This is a genomic window from Acidovorax sp. CCYZU-2555 (assembly GCF_018413525.1).
GTDB lineage: Bacteria > Pseudomonadota > Gammaproteobacteria > Burkholderiales > Burkholderiaceae_C > Comamonas.
The window spans coordinates 19696-41139 of sequence record NZ_JAHCDD010000009.1; the positions used below are offsets into that span (position 1 = coordinate 19696).

The following is a 21444-nucleotide window of genomic DNA, read 5'->3' on the forward strand; positions in this document are numbered from 1 at the left end:
CATGTCTACGCTTCACATTGCCTATGACGCGGGCGTGGCCCGCATCACGCTGTCCCAGCCCGAAATCCGCAACGCGTTCAGCGATGTCGCGATCGCCGACATCACCCAGGCCTTTCTGACGGTGGGCGAGCGCGCCGACGTGCGCGCCGTGGTGCTCGCGGCCGAAGGCCCGGCGTTCTGCGCGGGCGCCGACCTGAACTGGATGCGCCGCATGGCCGATTACACGCGCGACGAGAACCGCGACGACGCGGGCAAGCTCGCCGAGATGCTGCGCGTCATCTACGAATGCCCCAAGCCGACGATTGCACGCGTGCAGGGCGATGTCTATGCGGGCGGTATGGGCCTGGTCGCGGCCTGCGACATGGCCGTGGCCGCCGATACCGCAGGCTTTTGCCTCAGCGAAGTCAAGATCGGCCTGATTCCCGCGACCATCAGCCCCTACGTGATCCGCGCGATGGGCGCGCGCGCCGCGCACCGCTATTTCCTCACGGGCGAGCGTTTCGACGCCGCCGAGGCGCGGCGCATGGGCTTCGTGCATGAAGTCGCCGGCGCCGACGCGCTGGACGACACGCTGGCCGCCTTGCTCAAGCCGCTGCTGAGCGCCGGCCCGGCCGCGGTGCGCGCCTGCAAGAAGCTGGTGATCGACGTCGCCGAGCGCGAGATCGAGCCCGGCCTGGTCGCGGCCACGGTCGAGAGCATCGCCACCATCCGCGCGAGCGCCGAAGGCAAGGAGGGCGTGCAGGCCTTCCTGTCGAAGCGCAAGCCTTCCTGGCTCGCGTAACGGCGGCGCACACAACGAATTTCCGGGAGACAGTATGTTCAGCAAGATCTTGATCGCCAACCGTGGCGAAATCGCCTGCCGCGTCGCCGCCACGGCGCGCCGCATGGGCATTCGCACGGTGGCCGTGTACTCCGACGCCGACGCGCGCGCCCAGCATGTCGCGGCCTGCGACGAAGCCGTGCACATCGGCGGCAGCGCGCCCAAGGACAGCTACCTGCGCTGGGAGCGCATTCTGGCCGCGGCCCAGGCCACGGGCGCCCAGGCCGTGCATCCGGGCTATGGCTTTCTGAGCGAGAACGAGGAGTTCGCCCAGGCCTGCGCCGACGCCGGCCTGGTGTTCATCGGCCCGCCGCCTTCGGCCATCCAGTCGATGGGCCTCAAGGCTGGCTCCAAGCAGCTGATGGAAAAGGCCGGCGTGCCGCTGGTGCCCGGCTACCACGGCGCGGGCCAGGACCCCGAGCAGCTGCAGCGCGAAGCCGACCGCATCGGCTACCCGGTGCTGATCAAGGCCAGCGCGGGCGGCGGCGGCAAGGGCATGCGCGCGGTCGACAAGAGCGAAGACTTCGCGGCCGCTCTCGCGAGCTGCAAGCGCGAAGCGATCAACAGCTTCGGCGACGACGCGGTGCTGATCGAGAAATACGTGCAGCGCCCGCGCCATATCGAAATCCAGGTGTTTGGCGACACGCTGGGCAACTATGTCTATCTGTTCGAGCGCGACTGCTCGGTGCAGCGCCGCCACCAGAAAGTGCTCGAAGAAGCGCCTGCGCCGGGAATGACCGAAGCGCTGCGCAGCCAGATGGGCGCGGCCGCCGTGGCCGCGGCGCGCGCCGTCAACTACGTGGGCGCGGGCACGGTGGAGTTCATCGTCGAGCAGCGCGACGGCGGCGCGATGGACTTCTTCTTCATGGAGATGAACACCCGGCTGCAGGTGGAGCATCCGGTGACCGAAGCCATCACCGGCGAAGACCTGGTCGAGTGGCAGTTGCGCGTGGCCAGCGGCCAGCCCCTGCCCAAGCGCCAGGACGAGCTGCGCATCATCGGCCATGCGATCGAGGCGCGCATCTGCGCAGAGAACCCCGACAACCAGTTCCTGCCCGCGACCGGCACGCTGCATGTGTACCGCAAGCCGGCCGCCAGCAGCTTCAGCATCGCCGATGTGCGCATCGACGACGGCGTGCGCGAAGGCGATGCGATCAGCCCGTTCTACGACTCGATGATCGCCAAGCTGATCGTGCGCGGCGACGACCGCGAGCAGGCGCTGGCGCGCCTCGACGCGGCGCTGGCCCAGACGCAGATCGTGGGCCTGGCGACCAACGTGCAGTTCCTGCGCCATGTGCTGCGCTCGCCGTCGTTTGCGCAGGCCCGGCTCGATACCGCGCTGATCGAACGCGAGAAGGATCAGCTGTTCCACCAGGACCCGGTGGGCGTGCCGCTGGCCGTGGCCGCGGCCGTGGCCAGTGCGCTGCTGCAGGAGCAGGCGCAGCAGGGCGCCGATCCGTTCAGCCGGCGCGATGGCTGGCAGTCGCATGGCCGCACCGAGCGCCCCTGGTCGTGGGTGATCGAAGGCGCGACCGTGGACGCACGCCTGCGCTATCTGCCCGGTGGCGCGCTGGCGCTGGTGCTGGCCGCGCAGGAGGATTTGCCGGCGCTGGACGCCCCGCTGGTTTTTTCCGCCAAGGACGGTCAGCTGGATCTCGAATATGCCGGCCAGCGCACGCGCGCCCAGGTGCATCAACTCGGCGAGCAATACCATGTGTTCACGCCGCGCGGCGCGCAGACGCTGACCGGCATAGACCTGCTGGCCCATGCGGGCGAAGCGCAGACCGAAGGCGGCCGCCTCACCGCGCCCATGCCGGGCAAGCTGGTGTCGTTTGCCGTCAAGGTGGGCGACAGCGTGACGGCCGGACAGGCGCTGGCCGTGATGGAAGCGATGAAGATGGAGCACACCATCGCCGCGCCGCACGCCGGCCTGGTCGAGGAGCTGCTGTATCTGCCCGGCGATCAGATCGGCGACGGCGCCGAACTGCTGCGGCTGGCGCGCGCATAAGCCTGGCACCACGACATAGACGCAAGAACCCCGGGCTTTTGGCGGCGCTGCCGCCCAAGCCAGGGTACGCTCAGGCCCCATGAAAATCACTTTTTGCTGTACCGATATCAAGCCCGGTCCCTGGATCGAGGACCTGCGCGCCGCCTTGCCCGATGCCGAAGTGTCGGTCTGGCAGCCGGGCGATCCGCAGGCCGACTATGCGCTGGTCTGGGCGCCGCCCCAGCAGTTCATGGACGAACAGCCCGGTCTCAAGGCCATGTTCAATATGGGTGCGGGCGTCGACGGCCTGCTGCGCTTGAAGCTGCCCGCGGGCGTGCCCGTGGTGCGCATCGAAGACGCGGGCATGGCGGTGCAGATGGCGGAATATGTGTGCCATGCGGTGATCCGGCATTTCCGCGAGCTCGATGTCTATGAAGAAGACATGGCGCGTGGTGCGTGGACCTTCCGCAAGCCGCGCGTGCGTAGCGACTTCCCCGTCGGCGTGATGGGCCTGGGCGTGCTGGGCCAGCGCGTGGCGCAGGCGCTCGCGCATTTCGAGTTTCCGGTCCATGGCTGGAGCCGTTCGCCGCGCCAGCAGGGCGGTGTCACCACCTACAGCGGGGCCCAGGGCCTGGAAGAATTCCTCGGCGCGAGCCGGGTGCTTGTCAACCTGCTGCCACTGACCGACGAGACCCGCGATATCCTCAACGCCAGGACCTTCTCGCAACTGCAGGCCGGCGCCTATGTGATCAACGTCGCGCGCGGCGCGCATCTGGTGGAGCAGGACCTGCTGGACCAGATCGACGCCGGCCATGTGGCAGGCGCCACGCTCGATGTGTTTCGCACCGAGCCCCTGCCCGCGGACCACGCGTTTCGCCGCCACCCGCGCATCCGGCTCACGCCGCATGCGTCGGCGCGCACGCTGCACCACGACTGCCTGGCGCAGATCACGGGCAAGATCGCGGCGCTGGAACGCGGCGAGGCCTTGACCGGTGTGGTCGAAGGCGCGCGCGGCTATTGAACCTGGGCGCGCAGCGCCCACCTTCCACAACTACCCTACGGAATCACAACCATGCGCTATCCCTCCCGCGTCAAACTGGTGGATGTCGGCCCGCGTGACGGCCTGCAGAACGAAAAGCAGACCGTTCCCGCGGCCGTGAAGATCGAACTCGTGCACCGCCTGCAGGCCGCGGGCCTGCGCGAAATCGAAGTCACGAGCTTCGTGAGCCCCAAGTGGGTGCCGCAGATGGGCGACAACGCCGAAGTCATGGCCGGCATCACGCGCCAGCCCGGCGTGCGCTACTCGGTGCTGACACCCAACATGCGCGGCTTCGAGTCCGCGCTCGCGAGCCGGCCCGATGAAATCGTGGTCTTCGCCGCGGCCAGCGAAGCCTTCAGCCAGCGCAACATCAACTGCTCCATTGCCGAAAGCATCGAACGCTTCGCTCCCGTGGTCGAAGCCGCGCGCGCGGCCGGCATCTATGTGCGCGGCGCGATGTCGTGCACCGTCGGCTGCCCGTACGAAGGCGAGATCGCGCCGGAGCGCGTGGGCTATCTGGCGGGGCTGATGAAAGGCATTGGCGTGCAGCATGTGGGCGTCGCCGACACCATTGGCGTAGGCACGCCCATCAAGGTGCAGCGCGCGCTCGAAGCCACGCTTGCACATTTCGCGCTCGACGATGTGTCCGGCCATTTCCACGACACCTACGGCCAGGCGCTGGTCAATACGCTGGCTTCGCTCGAAATGGGCGTGTGGCAGTTCGACACCTCGGTCGCGGGCCTGGGCGGCTGCCCCTATGCCAAGGGCGCGACCGGCAACGTCGCGACCGAAGACGTGGTCTACATGCTGCAGGGCATGGGCATTGAAACCGGCATCGATCTCGACGCGTTGATCGACGCCGGCCAGTACATCAGCGATTTCCTCGGCCGCCCCACGCAGTCGCGCGTCGCCAAGGCCTTGCTGGCCAAGCGGGAAGCGAGTGCCTGTGACGCTGTCTGAGATTCCGGTCGTGGCGGCCGCCGTCGTGGCAGACAAGCCCGTGATCGACATTCCCGTCGCGCTCGCGCAGCGCGCGGCGCTGGTAGCGGCCGAAGGCGGCTTTGCCGAGGATTTCGACGGCGTCGTCACTTCGCCCTGCATCAGCGTCTGCCGCATGACGCCCGATCGCAGCCATTGCCAGGGCTGCTTTCGCACGCTCGACGAGTTGCGTGCCTGGGGCAAGGTCGGTGCCGCGCAGCGGCGCGACATCTGGGCGCAGCTGCTGGTGCGAGCGGGCATTGCGCATCCGGCGGCGGTTTCGGCGCCTGATTAGAGGTTTGGCCGTTCATCCTTCGACAGGCTCAGGACGAACGGCGTGAAACCCGTGGCGCCGGGCCAGAGGTTTCGCCATGAAACACATCACCTTCCATCTCGATTTCGTTTCCCCTTATGCCTGGCTGGCCTTCGAGCGCATGCCCGAAGTGCTCGAAGGCCTGAGCTATACGGTGGACTACCGGCCGGTGCTGCTGGGCGCGCTGCTGCAGCGGGATGGCAATCCCGGTCCGGCGGGCATTGCGGCCAAGCGCGCCTGGACCTATCGCCATGTGCAGTGGCTGGGCGAATCGCTGGGCGTGGGCCTGGAGATGCCGGCCGAGCACCCGTTCAATCCCTTGCCGCTGCTGCGGCTGGCGCTGCAGTGCAGCGACGACGGCGGCATCAACCGTTTTGTCGCCGGCACGGTGCTGCGCCATGTCTGGCAGGGCGGCCAGCTGGCGCTCGATGGCCAGCGCCTCGCGCAACTGCAGCAACAACTCGACGCCCAGTTGCGCACCGATGACCAGGCCGCGCAGCGCGCCAAGGACTGGCTGCGCGCGAACACCGACGCTGCGGCCGCTGCCGGTGTGTTTGGCGTGCCCGCCTGGGAAGTGGACGGCAAGATTTTCTGGGGGCTCGACGGCCTGCCGATGTTGCGCGCCTATCTGGCGCAGGACCCCTGGTTTGACGCCGCGCATTGGGATGCATTGCCGCAGACGCCATCGGGTCTGAAAGCCTGAAACCTGCTCCAAGGCCGCAGTTTTCACATCGCAAAATGCGGCCCAAGGGTTGGACCTGAGAATGTCAGCGCTGCGTCAGTTTGATGCAAGTTCCTGTTGGTTTGGTGTCAGAGAGGGGTCAGTACCGTCTCCAAGAATGGGGGTGACCGCTGTCGGCGGTACCAATAACCAACAGGAGACAAAAGCATGGCCATCAACGCTTCACCAGGCGTGGGTGTCAAAGGGGTGGCACCACGCCCCATGACCCCGGAAGAACGCAAAGTCATTTTTGCGTCGTCACTCGGCACGGTTTTCGAGTGGTATGACTTCTACCTCTACGGTTCGCTGGCGGCCATCATCGCCAAGCAGTTCTTCAGCGGGCTGGACGAAGGCTCGGCCTTCATCTTTGCGCTGTTGGCATTTGCCGCGGGCTTCATCGTGCGACCGTTCGGCGCGCTGGTGTTCGGCCGTCTCGGCGACATGATCGGGCGCAAATACACGTTCCTGGTGACGATTCTGATCATGGGCCTGTCGACGTTCATCGTCGGTATCCTGCCCACCTATGCGTCGATCGGCGTGGCCGCTCCCGTGATCCTGATCATCCTGCGCATGCTGCAGGGCCTGGCGCTGGGCGGTGAGTACGGCGGTGCCGCGACCTATGTCGCCGAGCACGCGCCGCACGGCCGTCGCGGTGCCTACACCTCATGGATCCAGACCACGGCAACGCTGGGCCTGTTCATGTCGCTGCTGGTGATTCTGGGCGTGCGCACGTCGGTGGGCGAAGCGGCATTTGCCGACTGGGGCTGGCGCATTCCGTTCCTGGTCTCCATCCTGCTGCTGGGCGTGTCGGTGTGGATTCGCATGACGCTGTCCGAGTCGCCGGCCTTCCAGAAAATGAAGGCTGAAGGCAAGACCTCGAAGGCGCCGCTGGCGGAGTCCTTCGGTCAGTGGAAGAACCTGAAGATCGTGCTGCTGGCGCTGTTCGGCCTGACCGCCGGCCAAGCCGTGGTCTGGTACACGGGCCAGTTCTATTCGCTGTTCTTCCTGACGCAGCAATTGAAGGTGGATGCGATCACGGCCAACCTGATGATCGCCGCCTCGCTGCTGATCGCCACGCCGTTCTTCGTGGTGTTCGGTACGCTGTCCGACAAGATCGGCCGCAAGCCGATCATCATGCTCGGCTGCGTGCTGGCGGTGCTGACGTACTTCCCGGTGTTCAAGGCGCTGACCGAAGCCGCCAACCCCGATCTGGCCGCCGCCCAGGCGAAGAACAAGGTGGTGATCGTTGCCGACCCGGCCGAATGCTCGTTCCAGTTCAACCCCACGGGCACCGCCAAGTTCACCAGCTCGTGCGATGTCGCCAAGCAGGTGCTGGCCTCGGCTTCGGTCAGCTATGACGCGGTCGACGCGCCTGCTGGCACGCCTGCGGTGATCAAGATCGGCACGACCGAGATCCCCAGCTTCTCGGCCAAGGGTCTGACGGCGGAAGACGCCAAGGCCAAGGACGTGGCGTTCAAGAAGTCGGTGGCCGATGTGCTCAAGGCCGACGGCTATCCCGCCAAGGCTGATCCCGCGAAGATGAACAAGGTGATGATGATCGTCATCCTGACCTATCTGGTGCTGCTGGTGACCATGGTCTACGGTCCCATCGCCGCCATGCTGGTCGAACTGTTCCCGACGCGCATCCGCTACACCTCGATGAGCCTGCCGTATCACATCGGCAATGGCTGGTTCGGCGGCCTGCTGCCGACGATGTCGTTCGCCATCGTGGCGCAGACCGGCAACATGTACAGCGGCCTCTGGTACCCGATCATCATCGCCGGTATGACGGCGATCATCGGCACGCTGTTCGTGCGTGAAACCAAGGACATCGACATCTACGCGGGCGACTGATCTCCTGCGCGCTGAATGACGGCGCAATGATGCGCGGCGGCCCTGGTCGCCGCGCATTGTTTTTTGAAGCGGGGTCACACAGCTCCCGTTTTGCCAAAGTGTGGTGGGGAAGCATCAATTTGGTGCAAAAGCACCGGCGTTATGGCTTTCGTCATCGCGGTGACTCTAAAATTTTCATCGTAGCTGGAGTGGGCGCCTGCGTCGCGCCGTCGCCCTGTCTACTCCGCGTCGAAACATACAAATCAAGGAGCTCCCATGAATAACACCCAACGCGCATTGCTGGCCCTTCTGGCCGTCGCTGGCACTTCGGCCGCCATGGCCCAAAGCAGCGTCACCATCTACGGTCGTGTGAACACCACCGTGGAACGCCAAAAGGTCGGCGACGCCAAACTCACCGCCATGGAGAACAATGCTTCGCGTTGGGGCGTTCGTGGTTCGGAAGACCTGGGCGGTGGCCTGAAGGCCGGCTTCCAGCTCGAAAGCGGCTTTGCTTCGGACACCGGCGTCGCTGCGACCTCCTTCTTCGGTCGCCAGAGCGAAGTGAACCTGTCGGGCGCTTTCGGTGCCCTGCGTCTGGGTAACTTCATCTCCGATTCGTACTACGCCACCGCTGACTACATCAGCATGCACAACCACGACACCGGCACTTCGGCCGACGCGCTGTATTCGTATGTGATGCGCGACGTGAACAAGATCGGCTACCGCTCGCCCGCGTTCGGTGGTTTCAGCGCTGAAGGCGCGGTTTCGCTGAGCGAAAAGGCGCCAGGCGCGAAGAACGCGTTTGACCTGTCGGGCAACTACAACGCCGGTCCCCTGGGCCTGGGCCTGGGCTACACCAGCAACAAGGCTGTGACCGGCGTGTTCGGCGGCTTCTCTGGCGAAGCCCAGCAAGTCGCACTGCGCGGTTCCTACGCTCTGGGTGCGTTCACCCTGGGCGCGTACTACCAGTACACGACGCTGGACAACTACAACGGCACCAGCGCCGATGCCAAGCGCCACGCCTACCGCCTGGCCGGCATGTACACCCTGGGAGCTTCGGAATTCCACGCCAACTACGGCCGTGCCGAAAAGATCAAGGCCGGTGGCTCCAACCTGTCGGGCACGGCTGCCAACCAGTGGACCCTGGGCTACAACTACAACCTGAGCAAGCGCACCAAGGTCTACGGCTACTACACCAAGATCGACAACGGCTCGAACATCAGCTACCAGGGCGGCACTCCTGGCACCGATTTCAGCTCGCTGGCCGTGGGCGTGCGCCACAACTTCTGATGGCCTGAGCCTGGCTGCGGCCAGTGCGTGAAAGCCTAGACCTCCCTGCGCTTCGGTGCAGGGAGGTTTTTTTATGCGCGCCAGCATCCTGTACACGGAATATTACTGAATAAATACACAGTAATATTGACTGGCATTATTGCCACGCTCGGCGCACGCGGCAGGTCCAGTCCTAGAATGGTTCGCCTTCATTCAGAAAGACTGCCTGTATGTCCCAGGGACTGATCCGCATCCGCGGCGCGCGCCAGCACAATCTCCAGAACGTCGACCTCGACATTCGCACCGGCGAGTTGACGGTGGTCACGGGTCCGAGTGGATCGGGCAAGTCGAGCCTGGTGTTCGACACCCTGTATGCCGAAGGCCAGCGGCGCTATGTCGAGACGTTCAGCGCCTATGCGCGGCAGTTTCTCGACCGCATGGACAAGCCGGCTGTAGACCGCATCGAAGGCGTGCCGCCGGCGATCGCCATCGACCAGACCAACCCGGTGCGCAACTCGCGTTCCACGGTCGGCACGATGACCGAGCTCAACGACCATCTGAAGCTGTTGTTCGCGCGCGCCGCTCATCTGCATGACAAGGTGACGGCCCTGCCCGTGCGGCATGACACCGCGGAGTCCATCTATGCGGCGCTGGAGCAGCGCAGTGCGGCCGCGGGCGATCCGCGGCTGGCGATCACATTCGCGGTCGAGCTGCCGGCCAATACATCGGCCGAAGAAGTGGAGCAATGGCTGTCGGCCAGCGGCTTCACCAAGGTCCAGGCCGAGCGCGAAGTCGAAATCGCGGCGCCAGTGATTGAAGGGGCCAAGGGCAAGGCAAAGAAGGCCGCGCCCACGCGCGTGAAGATGCTCGACGTGGTCGCCGATCGCTTCCGTCTGGGCCGCACCGAGCGCGCGCGTGCGATGGAAGCCGTCGAAGTCGCGCTCAAGCGCGGCAGCGGCCACATGACCGTCTACTGTCTGCCTGAAGAGGGCGAGCCCGAATTGTGGCGCTACTCGCTGGGCCTGCACTGCCCCGAAAGCGGACTGGGCTACACCACGCCCATGCCGTCGCTGTTCTCGTTCAATTCCGCGGTCGGCGCCTGCGAGGCCTGCCGCGGTTTCGGTCGCGTGATCGGCGTCGACTGGGGGCTGGTGATCCCGAACGAGAAACTCACGCTGCGCACCGGCGCCGTGAAGGCCATCCAGACGCCCGCATGGAAGGAAATCCAGGACGACCTGCTGCGCCACGCCGAAGCCGAAGGCATTCCGCGCGACACCGCCTGGGCCAAGATGACGGCCGAGCAGAAAGCCTGGGTGCTCGACGGCTCGCCCAACTGGAACGGCAAGTGGAACCAGACCTGGTACGGCATCAAGCGCTTCTTCGAATACCTCGAAAGCAAGGCCTACAAGATGCACATCCGCGTGCTCTTGTCCAAGTACCGCAGCTACACCGAATGCCCGACCTGCCTGGGCGCGCGCCTCAAGACCGAAAGCCTGCTGTGGCGCCTGGGCGGCAAGGCCGGCGCCGACGCCGTGCTGCCGCCCGCGCAGCGCTTCATGCCCGCAGGCGTGGCATGGAGCCGTGCCCAGCTCGAGGCCTTGCCCGGCCTGTGCCTGCACGACCTGATGCGGCTGTCGATCAACCGGCTGCAGCAGTTCTTCGCTTCGCTCGTGCCCACCGAACAGGCCCAGGCGTCTGACGGCGAAGCCCAGGCGCTGAAGATGCTGCACGCCGAAATCCATACGCGGCTCAAATACTTGGCCGATGTGGGCATCGGCTATCTGACGCTCGATCGCCAAAGCCGCACGCTCAGCGGCGGCGAAGTGCAGCGCATCAACCTGACGACGGCGCTGGGCACCTCGCTGGTCAACACCTTGTTCGTGCTCGACGAGCCCAGCATAGGCCTGCACCCGCGCGACATGCAGCGCATCACCGAAGCCATGCAGCGCCTGCGCGACGCGGGCAATACGCTGGTCGTGGTCGAGCATGACCCGGCCGTGATGTTCGCCGCCGACCGCGTGATCGACATGGGGCCTGGCCCGGGCGCGCGCGGCGGGCAGATCGTGTTCGACGGCACGCCCGAAGACCTGCGCCATGCCGACACGCTGACCGGCGCCTATATGGGCGGGCGCAAGCAGGTGGGCTTCGGCTTCAAGCGCATGGTCACTGATTCGACGCCGCGGCTGGTGCTCGAAGGCGCGCGCGAACACAACCTGCAGCACCTCGATCTCGATTTCCCGCTGCAGCGCCTGGTCACCGTCACGGGCGTCAGCGGCTCGGGCAAGTCCACGCTGATCCAGGACGTGCTGGCCCCGGCGCTGCTGCGCCACTTCGGCAAGCCCACCGACTCCGCGGGTGCGTTCGACCGCCTGATGGGCGCCGACCACTTGAGCGACGTCGTGTTTGTCGACCAGTCGCCCATAGGCAAGACCGCGCGTTCCAACCCGGCCAGCTATGTCGGCGCCTGGGACAGCATTCGCGAGCTGTTCGCGGTCGCGCCGCTGGCGCGCCAGCGCGGCTACACGGCGTCCAAGTTCAGCTTCAACAGCGGCGACGGCCGCTGTCCCACCTGCGGCGGCTCGGGCTTCGAGCATGTCGAGATGCAGTTCCTGTCCGATGTGTACCTGCGCTGCCCCGACTGCGATGGCCAGCGCTACCGCCCCGAAATCCTCGAAGTGCATATCGAGCGCCATGCGGTCGGTGAATTGCAGCCACGCCGCCTGAGCGTCGCCGATGTGCTGGAACTCACGGTGAGCGAAGCCGCCGTGCTGTTCGCCCAGGACCGTGACGTGGTGCGCGCGCTGCAGCCCATCGTCGAAGTGGGGCTCGAATATGTGAAGCTGGGCCAGCCCGTGCCCACGCTCAGCGGCGGCGAGGCCCAGCGCCTCAAGCTCGCGGGCTTTCTGGCCGAGGCCGCGAAGACCGCGTCCAAGTCGCGCCAGGCGATTGCGCGCAAGGGCACGCTGTTCCTGTTCGACGAGCCCACCACGGGCCTGCATTTCGACGACATCGCCAAGCTGATGCGCGCGCTGCGCAAACTGCTCGAAGCCGGCCACTCGCTGATCGTCATCGAGCACAACCTCGACGTGATACGCGCCAGCGACTGGCTGATCGACCTGGGCCCCGAAGGCGGCGAAGGCGGCGGCTTCATCGTCGCCCAGGGCACGCCCGAAGACGTGCGCCAGCACCCGACATCGCACACCGCCCAGGCGCTGCGCGAGTATGACCTGGCGATGGGCGTGGGCGGCCAGCTGGTCACCGAAGTCGCGCCCATGCTCTACCCGCGCGTGGCCCGCACCCGGCCCGCGCTGCCCGCGAAGAACGTGATCGAGATCGTCAATGCGCGCGAGCACAATCTCAAGCAGCTGTCGGTGGAGATTCCGCGCGGCAAGTTCAACGTGGTCACGGGCGTCAGCGGTTCGGGCAAGTCGACGCTGGCGTTCGACATCCTGTTCAACGAAGGCCAGCGCCGCTATCTCGAATCGCTCAACGCCTATGCCCGCTCCATCGTCCAGCCCGCGGGCCGGCCCGAAGTCGATGCGGTCTACGGCATTCCGCCCACGGTCGCCATCGAGCAGCGGCTGTCGCGCGGCGGGCGCAAGTCCACCGTCGGCACCACCACCGAAGTCTGGCATTTCCTGCGCCTGCTGTATGTGAAGCTCGGCACCCAACATTGCATCCATGACGGCGCTGCGGTGCAGCCGCAGACGCCCGACAGCATCGCCGCACAGCTGATGACGCAGTTCCGCGGCCAGCATATCGGCCTGCTCGCGCCGCTGGTGGTCAACCGCAAGGGCGTCTACACCGAGCTCGCCGACTGGGCGCGGCCGCGCGGCTACACGCATCTGCGCGTCGACGGCGAGTTCCTGCCGACCACGGGTTTTCCGCGGCTGGACCGCTTCAAGGAGCACAGCATCGATCTGCCCGTGGCCAGCATCGAAGTCTCGCCGGCGAACGAAGCCGAGCTGCGCCGCCACCTGACCCAGGCGCTGGAGCTGGGCAAGGGCGTGCTGCATGTGCTCAGCGGCATCGATAACCTGGGCGCGGCCATGGCCGGCGGCCAGAGCACGGCCGGCGTGGGCACGCTGCAGGCGTATTCGACCCAGCGTGCCTGTCCCATCTGCGCGACCAGTTATGCCGAACTCGATCCGCGGCTGTTCTCGTACAACAGCAAGCATGGCTGGTGCCCCGACTGCGTGGGCACGGGCGTCAAGCTGACCAAGGACCAGCGCCAGGTCTATGACGACACCTTGATGGCCGAAGACAACCGCGGCCGCGAAGTGAAGTTCGAAGGCCAGGAAGTCGAAGACCTGGCCGAAGTCACCTGCCCGTGCTGCGCGGGCACGCGCCTCAACGCCACGGCGCGCGCCGTGCGCTTTCACGGCGTGGGCATCACCGATATCGCCAGCCTCGCGGTCAACGACGTGCGCATTTGGGCGCAGAAGCTCACGCTCACCGGCCGCGAAGCCGGCATCGCGCGCGACCTGTTGCCTGAAATCCTGGGCCGGCTCGAGTTCCTTGAAGAAGTGGGCCTGGGCTATCTGACGCTGGACCGTGGCGCGCCCACGCTCAGCGGCGGTGAAGCCCAGCGCATCCGGCTCGCGGCCCAGTTGGGCAGCAACCTGCAGGGCGTGTGCTACGTGCTCGACGAGCCGACCATCGGCCTGCATGCGCGCGACAACCACATCCTGCTGAACGCCTTGCACAAGCTCGGCGACAAGGGCAATACGCTGGTCGTGGTCGAGCATGACGAAGACACCATTCGCCGCGCCGACCATGTGATCGATATCGGCCCGAGCGCGGGCAAGCGCGGCGGCCGTCTGGTCGCCCAGGGCAGCCCCGAGGATGTGATGCAGGCCGAGGACTCGGTCACCGGCCGCTATCTGCTGCACGCCATGCGCCACCCGTTCCAGCCGCGCCGGCCCGTGGTCTGGCCGCCGGTGGCCCAGGCCGATGTCGCCGAAGCCGTCGAAGCGCCGAAGAAGCGCACGAAAAAGCAGATGGCCGCCGATGCCGCCGCCGCCCTGGTGACCGACAGCGCGGCCGCGAACGCCGCGCTGGCCGAGGCCCCGCGCGAACGTGCGGCCAGCGGCCCGCAGCGCTGGCTCACGGTGCTGGGCGCCGACCTGCACAACCTGCAAAAAGTCGACGCCAATGTGCCGCTCAAGCGCCTGGTGGCGATCACGGGCGTCAGTGGCTCGGGCAAGTCGACGCTGGCGCGCGACGTGCTCTGGACCAATGTCGCGGCCTGGGTCGGCCAGCGCAGCACCTTTGCCGGGCGCGAAGCCATGGACTCGGGCCAGGCGCCGGCGCTGATCGGCTGCGCGGGCCTGCGCGGCTTCGAAACCATAGACCGCGTGCTCGAAGTCGACCAGACCCCCATTGGCAAGACCCCGCGTTCCTGCCCCGCGACCTATATCGGTTTCTGGGACACGATACGCAAGCTGTTTGCCGATACGCTCGAAGCGCGCGCGCGCGGCTACGGCCCGGGCCGCTTCTCGTTCAACACCGGCGAAGGCCGCTGCCCGGCCTGCGAAGGCCAGGGCCTGCGCACCATAGAAATGAGCTTCCTGCCCGACGTCAAAGTGCCTTGCGACACCTGCCATGGCGCGCGTTTCAACCCAGAGACGCTGGCCGTGACCTGGCGCGGCAAGAGCATTGGCGATGTGCTGCAGATGGAAGTCGACGAAGCGGTGGACTTCTTTGCCAGCATGCCGGCCATAGGCCACCCGCTGCAGCTGCTCAAGGACGTGGGCCTGGGCTATCTGACGCTGGGCCAGCCCTCGCCCACGCTCAGCGGCGGCGAAGCGCAGCGCATCAAGCTGGTGACCGAGCTGACCAAGGTGCGCGACGACATCGCGCGCCGCGGCAACAAGGCGCCGCATACGCTGTACGTGCTCGATGAGCCCACGGTGGGACTGCACATGGCCGACGTGGAAAAGCTGATCGAAGTGCTGCACCGGCTGGTCGACGGCGGGCATTCGGTGATCGTCATCGAGCATGACCTCGACGTGATCGCCGAAGCCGACTGGGTCATTGACCTGGGCCCCGAAGGCGGCAATGGCGGCGGCCGCATCGTCGCCGCAGGCACGCCCGAAACGCTGGTGGCGCAGGGCACGCACACCGGCAATGCACTGGCATCGGTGCTGGCGCGCGGACCGGCCAAGGCCGGCGTGGCGGCGCCCGACGCAACGGCGCCCGACGCAACGGCGCCCGCCTGATGCGCGAATACGCCGTGCACTGGCATGCGCAGGCGCCGGCCAAGCCATTGCTGGGTGCGCCCTGCAATGGCTGCGGCCTGTGCTGCCTGGCCGAGCCTTGCCCCATGGGCATGCTGGTCTCGCGCCGCCGCACGGGCGCCTGCAGCGCGCTGCGCTGGGACGAGGAAGGCGCGCATTACCGCTGCGGTGTGCTGGAGGATGCCAAGGCCTTGGCCGCCGCGCCCGGACGCTGGCAGCGCTGGCGGGGCCGCATCTGGCTGCGCCTTTCTCGGCGCTGGATTGCGGCCGGCGCGGGCTGCGATGCGGATCTGGTGGAAATTCCCTGACGCCCTAGCCCTGGCCGGTCTGCAGATGCTGCTGCAGCAGCTGCACGAAGACATCGGCACGGGCCGAAGGCGCGCGGTGCAGCGGCAGGGCCAGCGCGATCTCGACCGCGCACTGCGGCAGCAGCGGGCGAATCGCCAGTTGCGCCGCGAACTTGCTCGCCACATAGGGGTTGACCACGCCTATGCCCGTGCCTTCGGCCGCGAGGCAGCAGATGGTCGATGAGTAAGTGGTCTCTATGGTCGAGCGCGCCTGCACGCCATGGCGCTGCATGGTCTGCTGCAGCTGCAGGAAGATGTTGTCGTCGGCGTTGAGCGTCAGCAGCAACTGGTCGGCGAGGTCGCTCACATGCAGTTGCGCGCGCTGCGCCAAGGGGTGGTCGGGGTGCATCACGCAGACCGCGTGGCTGCGGTGCAGCACGCTGGCGCTGAGGTCGGGCGCGTCTATCGCCATGGTGCTGACCACGAGATCGAACTGGCCCAGCTGCAGGCCTTCGCGCAGATGCGGCGTGCCCAGTGTCTGCAGGCTGATCGGCGTGCTCGGGTGCTGCAGCACGAACGCATGCACCACGGCGGGCAACACCGACAGGCCCAGCGCCGGCGTGCAGCCTATGCGCAGCGTGCCGGCACCCGACAGCCGCAGGCCTTGGAGGTCGCGCTCTATGCGCTCCAGGCCGACGAAATGCTGCTGCACCGTGGCGAACAGATCGAGCGCTTCGGGCGTGGGCCGCAGCCGGCCCTTGTGCATGTCGAACAGCTTGAGTCCCGCGCCGGCCTGCATCTGAGCGAGCAGGCGGCTGACCGAGGGCTGGGTGGTGTGCAGCAGCTGCGCGGCGGCCGTGGTGGTACCGGCCTGCATCACGGCGCGGAAGGCTTCGATTTCGCGAAAACTCAGAGGGCGGGGCATGGGGCTAGGGTATACCAATCCTGTATAGGTGGCGCCGAAAAATGCATTTTGTGGTGTGGACTGTGCTGCCTACACTGGATTCACACCAGACAAGGCCGCGCACAGCGGCTGCATTTTCAAGAGGCATTCACATGACACAAATCGCCCGCCGCCATTTCGGACTGACCGCCCTGGCCGCCACCCTCATGGCCTGCTCGGCCAGCGCCTGGTCCAGCGATGCCGTCTTTCCCAACCCGTCGCGCCAGGTGCGCATCATCGTGCCGTTCACCGCGGGCGGCAGCTCCGATGTGCAGGCGCGCATGCTGGCCGACAAGCTCAGCCGCCTCTGGGACCAGACCGTCGTGGTCGAGAACAAGCCCGGCGCGGGCGGTCACCTCGGCGGCCGCTATGTGGCCGATCAGCCCGCAGACGGCTACACGCTGATGGTCGGCTCCATCGGCCTGCACGCGGCCTATGGCATCTACAAGAAGCTGTCGTACAACCCCGCGACCGATCTGCGCGTGGTCACGGTGCTTGCCGAAATGCCGCATGTGGTCGTGGCCGCGCCGGGGCTGCCGGTCAAGGACCTGCAGCAGCTCACGGCGCTGGCCAAGAAGGCACCGGGAACGGTCAACTTCGGCTCGGCCGGCGTGGGCTCGTCGGTTCACATGATGGGCGAGCTCTACAAGCTGCAGTCGGGCGCGCCCATCGTGCATGTGCCTTATCGCGGCAGTTCGGCCGCGCTCAACGACCTGCTGGGCAACCAGATCCAGCTGATGTTCGAGAATCCGCCCACGGTGCTGGGCCACATTCGCGGCGGCAAGATGAAGGCGCTGGCCGTGACCGGCAAGCAGCGCCTGGCCGCGCTGCCCGACGTGCCCACGGCGACCGAAGCCGGCATCCAGGGCTTCGAAGCCACGTCCTGGACCACGGTCGCGGTGTCGGCCAAGGTGCCGCAGGCCATTGTGGAGAAGATCAGCGCCGATGTGCGCAAGGTGATCAACACGCCCGAGTTCCGCAAGGGCCTTGAAGACCAGGGCATGACGGCCGTGGCCAACAGCCTGCCCGAAGCCCAGCGTTTCGTCGCCCAGGAAAAAGTCCGCTGGGACCGCGTAATCCTTGAAGGCAAGGTCTCGGCCGACTGAGGCCTGGCCTGCGCCCACCCCACGCCTCCCTCTGCCCGGACCGCCGGGCAGCTTCCTTTCAGCATTCCATTTCTTCCATGACCGAATCTTCCAACGCCGCCCCCTACGTGCCCTGCCGTCGCGTGGGCGATGGCAGCCAGCACCATTTCTTCGGCTACTACAACAAGTCCAACTGGGACCGCAGCAACCGCCTGATCGCGGGCCAGCGCACGCCCGCGATGGACCAATACCTGACGCCCGACGCCAAGGCCACCATCGGCTATTTCGACACGCTGGACGGCGACCGCTTCCATGCGGTCGGCGAGACCGGTGCCTGGAACTGGCAGATGGGCAGCCAGCTGCAGTGGCTGGCGGGCGCCGCGGGACGTCAACTGGTCTACAACGACCGCACGGGCGACATGGCGGCGCGCTACCCTGGGTTCGGCGCGGTGGTCGTCGATGTCGATACGCTGGCGCGCCGCGTGCTGCCCATGCCGGTGTATGTGGTCGCGCCCAGCAGCCAGTGGGCGCTTTCGGTCAATTACCGGCGTCTGTATGTGACGCACGAGACCATTGGCTACAGCGAAGTCGGCGGCCCGTTCGATCTGCCGCTCGCGCCCGCGGACGACGGCATCTGGCGCATGGACATGGGCACGGGCGAAGCCGCGCTGCTGGTCAGCTACGCCGACCTCAAGGCGTTTCAGCCCAAGGCCTCGATGGAGAAGGCGATCCACTGGGTCAGCCATATCGAAGTCAATCCGGCGTCGTCGCGCATGCTGTTCCTGCACCGCTGGACCGAGCGCGTGAAGGACGAGACCTGCTTCCTGCACCGCCTGATCACCATGAACCCCGACGGCTCGGACATGCGCCTGCTCGAATGCTCGGACCACCCGCTGCCGCAGCTCGCCGCCGACTTCGATCCCAGCGCCGTGGGCACGTTCGACTACGAGAAGTCCGAGTACCAGATCTCGCACCCGCTGTGGCAGGACGATTCGCACATCATCGTCTGGGGCCCGCACGCGGGCGAGATCCACTACCACCTCTACCATGACGTGGACGGCGGGGAAGTGCAGGTGGTCGGTCGCGACGTACTGGTCGAGAACGGCCACATGACGTTCTCGCCCGTGAGCACGCGCTGGCTGCTCAGCGATACCTATCCCGATGACCGGACGCACGAGCGCTTCCTGTTCCTGTTCGACATGCAGACCGGCGAGCGCCGCAACCTGGGCAGCTTCTACGCGACGCCCGACCTGAGCAAGGAAAACCGCTGCGACCTGCACCCGCGCTGGAGCCGCGACGGCCGCGAGGTCTGCATCGACTCGGTGCATGAACACCAGCGCCAGATGTATGTGCTCGACGTCTCGGCCATCGTCGGCGGTTGAGCGCGAATGTCTGGAGGTAGTGCGAAAGAAAAGCAATTCGTTACATTTTGTAAATTACATTACTTTCTTCTTTGGCAGTGGTAGCGTGAGTTCGCAAAAATCTTTTTGCAAACTCACCTCCTCCAAAATGAAAAAACTGTTCTTTGCTTTCCTGTCCGCCGCGATGCTGGCTTCGACAGGGGCCGCGATGGCTGCCACGGACTACAACAAGCCGCCGGCCGGCGACAGCCAGTACGCGGCCTGTATCAAGACATCCAACGAGAACTACACCGGAGGCAATGCAAAAAGCCTGATCAAGGGCCAGACCATGGCGCAGGCCTACTGCACCTGCGTCTGGAACGAGACGCCCGAGGACTTCAAGGGCAGCCTCGCGCGTTTCGCCGAAACGCCCAAAGGCAAGAGCACCAAGGCATTGTGCGAAAAGCACTCGGGCTGGGAAGGCTGAGCCAGCGTTGATTCTGGCGGCCGCAGCGGAGATCACGGCGGCACAGACAAAAAAGGTCCCGCACAAAATGCGGGACCTTTTCTTTTGAAGCGTCGCTGCTCACTGCAAGCCCGACAGCTTGCCATGCACGATCTGTCCACGAAAACCGCGGTGCGCCTGCTGGAACAGTGCACGGATCTCAGGGTAGTCCTCTGGCTGGCACAGCTTGCAGTTGCCGCGCATCGCATTCAATTGAATCCGGTGGTGAACGCTCACGCGCTGGCCTTTGCGTGTCCATTGCGCCCGGTACTCGCCGGCCGCGTTGCGGAAATGCTGGTTGGCGGGAATGGCGATGATGGGGATGTGGGCGGGAAACTCCACGTGATAGGTTTCCTCCCGCTGTCCCACGTCGCACGAAAACGGCGTGGCGTTCGCCGGGGCGGCGGCGCTCGATGCCAGACTGCGAATTGACCAACTGCCAGGCGGCGTCGGTACGACGATGCCGCCCACCATGCTGAAATCGATGAAGTCGTTTGCCTGAAAGGCATAGGTGGAGCTGAACGGGAGATTCAGGTCGAAGGGGTCGCCCTTCATTTCGATGCGTCCATGGCCGTCCATGCCGCTGGCGGCCATGAACGACTCCTCCACAGCCGTGCGGTTCTGTGCATTCAGCTGGGAGAACTGGGCGCGTTGGTAGATTTCGTCGCTTTCGCTCAATTCCAGCCGTGTCTGGCCGTGCAGGTTGCCCGATGGGTCGAAAACCAGGTCCACCGTGACACTGCTGCGGTTGCGCACAAAATCTCTGTGCGGCGTGTAGGCCAGCCGGGCGTCATGGGTGTGCAACACCGGGGCACCCAGATCGTCGGCGGGCAACTGGCCAAAACGGGCCCAGGGGCTGGTCGAGTCCACATACAGATCAAACTCGGGGAGGTAGGTCATCACATGGTTGAAACGCTCGACCAGGGGAATGCTGGACAGGATCGGGCCGCCGCCCGCGCCTATCAATACCGGCGAACTGGCGATTCCCTTGGCTGCCAGCAGCGCTTCCAGCAGGACGACATGGTCCTTGCAATCTCCATAGCGGTGGTCCAGAACGCTTTGCGCGCTGTGGGGCTCTAGGCCGCCATTGCCCAGATATACCGCGACATAGCGAATGTTCTGTGCAACCCAATGGTGCAAGGCGGCGGCCTGGGCACGGCGCTCTGTCACTCCCTGTGTGATTTCTTCCGCCAGCACGCGGATGGCTGGCGTGACTTCGGCCGCCGGCTTGGCCTTCAACTGGTAGGCCTTGGCGAGCTGTGTCCAGTCGCCATAGGTGCTGGCCATGATGGTCGGGCTGAAGGTCCACACCGGCGCCGCGCGGTTCTGCACCGCCAGGGGCTGGGCGCGCTGATATTGCCAGCGCCAGTGCGCGCGGCCATCGCTCAGGGTCGCGGTATTGCTGCCTTGCACATCGCGGCTGAACACATTCATCGGCATGTCGGCCGGCGCCGTCAGGGTGACTTCGGCATTTTCATACTGGTTGAATAGGCTGAAGGTGTTCCACAGGCTGAAATAGCCGGGGAAATGGGGGATCTTGCGCGTGCGGCGTACCTGGTAGGCCAGACGATTGCCGGGAGCCAGGTTGGGAAACACGATGACGCGCACCTTGTGATCGGCATAGATCGGCGCCGCGGCACTGGAATGGCTTGCCTGGGTGTAGATGCGTTCCGGCTCCACGTCATGGCGCTGGCCGTCGGCGGTCAGCGTATAGGCCGAGAGCACTTCCAGCGTCTCCATCTTTTCGCTGTAGCTTTGATAAACCTGGCTGAACTGGTCGATGGCCGCCTTGGTCTTCAGCAGGATCTCCACGTTTTCGGTCGATACGCTGGTGGCATCCGCATTCACTTCATGGTCGGCGCGGTAGCGCACGAAGCTGAAGTCATTGCTGATTGCCGCGGTCTGTGCGGTCGACGGGCCTGACGCCGTGGCGTGCGCGTTGGCGGGATGCGCCGCGACAAGGCATGTCAGCAGGGCAAGTGACGTAATGATGAGTTTCATGTTTGGCTCTTGAAGAATTATTTTTTCCATCAAGATGCATGGCGCTGAATTGCATTCCCGTGCGGCGGCGGTGGTCTGCCGCAT

15 protein-coding genes are annotated in these 21444 nt (G+C 65.8%); 13 read left to right on the top strand and 2 right to left on the bottom strand.

The features are described from left to right. The first annotated feature begins 1 nt into the window (after window position 1). The 10 genes from KHY18_RS04725 to KHY18_RS04770 all read left to right on the top strand — a co-directional run bounded on the left by KHY18_RS04725 (window position 2) and on the right by KHY18_RS04770 (window position 15507). A complete protein-coding gene (locus KHY18_RS04725) occupies window positions 2-781 on the top strand; it encodes an enoyl-CoA hydratase/isomerase family protein (protein ID WP_213294876.1) in 780 nt (259 codons plus the stop codon). 34 nt (window positions 782-815) lie between these two features. Next, window positions 816-2828, top strand: coding sequence for an acetyl/propionyl/methylcrotonyl-CoA carboxylase subunit alpha (locus tag KHY18_RS04730; RefSeq protein ID WP_213294878.1), 2013 nt, complete (start codon window positions 816-818; stop codon window positions 2826-2828). Between the two features lie 79 nt (window positions 2829-2907). Next, the gene (locus KHY18_RS04735) at window positions 2908-3828 is read left to right on the top strand and encodes a 2-hydroxyacid dehydrogenase (RefSeq protein ID WP_213294879.1); all 921 of its coding nucleotides are present in this window, start codon (window positions 2908-2910) and stop codon (window positions 3826-3828) included. 51 nt (window positions 3829-3879) lie between these two features. Next, window positions 3880-4806 carry a hydroxymethylglutaryl-CoA lyase gene (locus tag KHY18_RS04740; RefSeq protein ID WP_213294880.1) on the top strand — a complete coding sequence of 309 codons (927 nt, stop codon included), beginning with the start codon at window positions 3880-3882 and terminating at the stop codon, window positions 4804-4806. 43 nt (window positions 4807-4849) lie between these two features. After that, the gene (locus tag KHY18_RS04745) at window positions 4850-5119 is read left to right on the top strand and encodes a DUF1289 domain-containing protein (protein ID WP_213295027.1); all 270 of its coding nucleotides are present in this window, start codon (window positions 4850-4852) and stop codon (window positions 5117-5119) included. A gap of 76 nt (window positions 5120-5195) precedes the next feature. Continuing rightward, window positions 5196-5840, top strand: coding sequence for a DsbA family protein (locus KHY18_RS04750; RefSeq protein ID WP_213294881.1), 645 nt, complete (start codon window positions 5196-5198; stop codon window positions 5838-5840). A gap of 186 nt (window positions 5841-6026) precedes the next feature. Next, window positions 6027-7712, top strand: a complete 1686-nt coding sequence (locus tag KHY18_RS04755) for an MFS transporter (protein WP_213294882.1) — start codon at window positions 6027-6029, stop codon at window positions 7710-7712. A 255-nt stretch (window positions 7713-7967) separates the two neighbouring features. Further along, window positions 7968-8981: a porin gene (locus tag KHY18_RS04760; RefSeq protein ID WP_213294884.1), complete on the top strand. Its 1014-nt coding sequence runs from the start codon at window positions 7968-7970 to the stop codon at window positions 8979-8981. A 209-nt stretch (window positions 8982-9190) separates the two neighbouring features. Next, window positions 9191-15181 (top strand): excinuclease ABC subunit UvrA, encoded by a 5991-nt coding sequence (gene uvrA / locus KHY18_RS04765; protein WP_213294887.1) that lies wholly within the window; start codon window positions 9191-9193, stop codon window positions 15179-15181. Further along, complete coding sequence (locus KHY18_RS04770) at window positions 15181-15507, top strand: hypothetical protein (protein ID WP_213294890.1); 327 nt, start codon at window positions 15181-15183, stop codon at window positions 15505-15507. Before uvrA ends, KHY18_RS04770 begins: the two co-directional genes overlap by 1 nt. A 4-nt stretch (window positions 15508-15511) precedes the next feature. Here the strand turns inward: KHY18_RS04770 and KHY18_RS04775 are convergent, their stop codons facing one another. Next, complete coding sequence (locus KHY18_RS04775) at window positions 15512-16411, bottom strand: LysR substrate-binding domain-containing protein (RefSeq protein WP_213294893.1); 900 nt, start codon at window positions 16409-16411, stop codon at window positions 15512-15514. A gap of 185 nt (window positions 16412-16596) precedes the next feature. On the opposite strand from KHY18_RS04775, the gene KHY18_RS04780 reads away from it, so the two are divergent. The 3 genes from KHY18_RS04780 to KHY18_RS04790 all read left to right on the top strand — a co-directional run bounded on the left by KHY18_RS04780 (window position 16597) and on the right by KHY18_RS04790 (window position 19341). Continuing rightward, entirely contained in the window at window positions 16597-17535 is a 939-nt protein-coding gene (locus KHY18_RS04780; protein WP_249728923.1) for a Bug family tripartite tricarboxylate transporter substrate binding protein, read from the top strand. A gap of 77 nt (window positions 17536-17612) precedes the next feature. Next, complete coding sequence (locus KHY18_RS04785; protein WP_213294899.1) at window positions 17613-18896, top strand: hypothetical protein; 1284 nt, start codon at window positions 17613-17615, stop codon at window positions 18894-18896. 127 nt (window positions 18897-19023) lie between these two features. Continuing rightward, on the top strand, window positions 19024-19341 hold the full coding sequence (locus tag KHY18_RS04790) for a hypothetical protein (RefSeq protein ID WP_213294902.1): 318 nt from the start codon (window positions 19024-19026) through the stop codon (window positions 19339-19341). Between the two features lie 99 nt (window positions 19342-19440). Here the strand turns inward: KHY18_RS04790 and KHY18_RS04795 are convergent, their stop codons facing one another. After that, a complete protein-coding gene (locus KHY18_RS04795; RefSeq protein ID WP_213294905.1) occupies window positions 19441-21360 on the bottom strand; it encodes a DUF3857 domain-containing protein in 1920 nt (639 codons plus the stop codon). Window positions 21361-21444: the final 84 nt, after the last annotated feature.

Coding starts and splice junctions, on each gene's coding strand:
- KHY18_RS04780 (WP_249728923.1), top strand. CDS start 16,597: ATGGCCTGCTCGGCCAGCGCCTGGTCCAGCGATGCCGTCTTTCCCAAC.
- KHY18_RS04770 (WP_213294890.1), top strand. CDS start 15,181: ATGCGCGAATACGCCGTGCACTGGCATGCGCAGGCGCCGGCCAAGCCA.
- KHY18_RS04725 (WP_213294876.1), top strand. CDS start 2: ATGTCTACGCTTCACATTGCCTATGACGCGGGCGTGGCCCGCATCACG.
- KHY18_RS04735 (WP_213294879.1), top strand. CDS start 2,908: ATGAAAATCACTTTTTGCTGTACCGATATCAAGCCCGGTCCCTGGATC.
- uvrA (WP_213294887.1), top strand. CDS start 9,191: ATGTCCCAGGGACTGATCCGCATCCGCGGCGCGCGCCAGCACAATCTC.
- KHY18_RS04730 (WP_213294878.1), top strand. CDS start 816: ATGTTCAGCAAGATCTTGATCGCCAACCGTGGCGAAATCGCCTGCCGC.
- KHY18_RS04775 (WP_213294893.1), bottom strand. CDS start 16,411: ATGCCCCGCCCTCTGAGTTTTCGCGAAATCGAAGCCTTCCGCGCCGTG.
- KHY18_RS04750 (WP_213294881.1), top strand. CDS start 5,196: ATGAAACACATCACCTTCCATCTCGATTTCGTTTCCCCTTATGCCTGG.
- KHY18_RS04760 (WP_213294884.1), top strand. CDS start 7,968: ATGAATAACACCCAACGCGCATTGCTGGCCCTTCTGGCCGTCGCTGGC.
- KHY18_RS04795 (WP_213294905.1), bottom strand. CDS start 21,360: ATGAAACTCATCATTACGTCACTTGCCCTGCTGACATGCCTTGTCGCG.
- KHY18_RS04790 (WP_213294902.1), top strand. CDS start 19,024: ATGAAAAAACTGTTCTTTGCTTTCCTGTCCGCCGCGATGCTGGCTTCG.
- KHY18_RS04740 (WP_213294880.1), top strand. CDS start 3,880: ATGCGCTATCCCTCCCGCGTCAAACTGGTGGATGTCGGCCCGCGTGAC.
- KHY18_RS04785 (WP_213294899.1), top strand. CDS start 17,613: ATGACCGAATCTTCCAACGCCGCCCCCTACGTGCCCTGCCGTCGCGTG.
- KHY18_RS04755 (WP_213294882.1), top strand. CDS start 6,027: ATGGCCATCAACGCTTCACCAGGCGTGGGTGTCAAAGGGGTGGCACCA.